The 2,414-nt window shown below is 27.5% G+C and carries 2 protein-coding genes; both read right to left on the reverse strand.

The genetic code is table 11. From position 1 onward, the window contains the following. Window positions 1-123: 123 nt before the first annotated feature. Entirely contained in the window at window positions 124-885 is a 762-nt protein-coding gene (locus tag AC5EAH_RS07965) for an ABC transporter permease (RefSeq protein WP_493494248.1), read from the reverse strand. Continuing rightward, window positions 875-1,756: an ATP-binding cassette domain-containing protein gene (locus AC5EAH_RS07970; protein WP_493494249.1), complete on the reverse strand. Its 882-nt coding sequence runs from the start codon at window positions 1,754-1,756 to the stop codon at window positions 875-877. Before AC5EAH_RS07970 ends, AC5EAH_RS07965 begins: the two co-directional genes overlap by 11 nt. Window positions 1,757-2,414: the final 658 nt, after the last annotated feature.

Below are 2,414 nucleotides of genomic sequence, written 5' to 3' on the forward strand. Positions count from 1 at the left end.
AATTTTTAAAATTATTTTTATGAATATTTCATTTTAATAATTAATTAAAATTCTAGTTTCTTCATATATAATTAATAAAATAGGCAAATAAAAAGTGTTGATGAGAATCACCAACACTTTTCTTTAATCCCATTTAATTTTAACAACTCTTAAACACATTGCTAATACGGCAGTTAGCCCGACAATGTAAATTATATTCCACATTTGATTAGCCCAAACAAATTTACCTACCCATATATATTGAAACAATTGTACTAAATGGTACATCGGGAATATTTTGGCAATAAATTGAACAACATCTGATAACGACTCAATTGGTAAAACAATACCCGATGTAAAAATCATCGCCAAAAATAAACCAGTTGTCGTCATATTCGCAATACGATTATTATGAATTAATAAAGCAATCATATAACCTATCACATCAAAAATAAAAACCGTTACAAGATATATTGCAATAAAAATTATTGTATCTAAGACATTCATACGCCATACCGCATCATATTTAATAAAAGATAATAGACCGAATATTAATGTTGAAATAAAACTCGCAAATAATAACGCTGATGCTAACGCTAGAAAATACAATGGATAACTTAAAGGATACGTCACATATCTCTTCAACACTTTATTATTACGCAATTCAATAATTGTAATAGGTAAACCCATTAAACCAACATTTGCCAGTAGAAAAACAATATTAATTGGTACGACTGTATCAATCCCTAAAATACCATTCCCTAAAGTTGATAATTCACTACCAAATGCACCACCAAAAACTACTGTAAAAATAATTGGTAACACCCACATAAAAAACAAAGTAACCGGCTCTCTCATTAAGTGTTTAAACTCTAATTTAAAAACTGCTAACCATTTATTGAACATTATCAGCACCACCTTCCGTCAAATAGAAATAAATATCTTCAAATGTAACTGGCAATACTTTTTCTTCAATTAAAAGTGAGGCTGACGTTTCATTTAATGTTAAATAAAAAATATCAACTGTACCTGACGTTTTTTTAACAAAATCAATGCCATTCGATTTCAACTTCATCATAACAGCTTCACTATCATCTCGTCGTACTTTAATTGTATGTGTCACACCTGTTTGTTTCACGATATCTTTAATACTACCATCAGATAACATATGCCCCTTGTTTAATAAGAAAACATAATCAGAATAATCCGCAGATTGATTTAAATAATGATCTGACACAAGAATAATTTTTTCTTTAGATGCCTGTACAATCATCTGCCAAATTTCATTTCGACTAAAAGTATCTAAACCTGAAACAGGTTCATCTAAAATAATTACAGATTGATTAGCTAACAATGTTAACGCCAGTAATAATCTTCTCTGTGTCCCACCAGACAACTTATTCGTCTTATGATTTAAATAATCTTCCAAACCATATTGTGCTAAAAATTGATGATAATCAAAATTAGGTAAGTCATATAATTCTTGAATAAGTTTAATTTCTTCTTTCACATAACAACCTGGTCTTAAAGTATTTTCTTGTGTTAAAAAACTAACACTAGTTGTCAGATTCATTTTTTGATTTTCATCAATTACAGTATATTGGCCTGATGTGGGTTTTCTCAAACCTACTAATGTTTCCAGTAATGTTGTTTTACCCGAACCATTCGGACCTACAATTAAATATACCCCTGGTGCAGTAATTTCTAAATTGATATCATGTAACACCGTTTTATCAGCATAAATTTTCGATAAATGTTCTACCTTTAAAATCGTCATACAATTCCCCACTTCTCATTGTTTGTTATACAATATAATTATATCTATTTATATAATTTTAATCAATAGTGATAAAATATAAGATCTACTAGAAAAGGAAATTCAAAGATTATAACAAAACATCAAAAAAGACAATGTTAACAAAAATAATTGACATCTTATAATACACAATTTCAAAAGAGTTTGATTATGGAAAAGCTATAGAAAAACATAATATAAGTTGTCATCAAGTTTATACATGAATAAAATAATGAATAAAATTTATTTAACCAACGTGATAGAGATAAATATATTGATGAATAGCAATAGAAGATTTCAGTATACTTCTCATACATATAAAGCATTAAAAACACGTTTCCAATTCAAAGTAAAGTATATCTAGAGCCGAGAAACGTTTAAATAATCAACCAATTGAAAGTTTTACTTAAATAGATATCATCATTTAGAAGTATTGATTAAAAATATATTCAATTCTATATTCATGATCATATCATTTTAAAATACAATGGACTCACTCCGATAAAAATCAGAAATAAGTCCATATATAAAACAATATTTAATTATTTTGACCATCTAATTAACTGAGCATGGTTCAATGTTCATACTTCCTACACAATTTTATTTCAATGATAAGTTGTAAAATTAAATGCGACACTAA

The sequence above is a fragment of the Staphylococcus sp. B1(2026) genome (assembly GCF_058895785.1).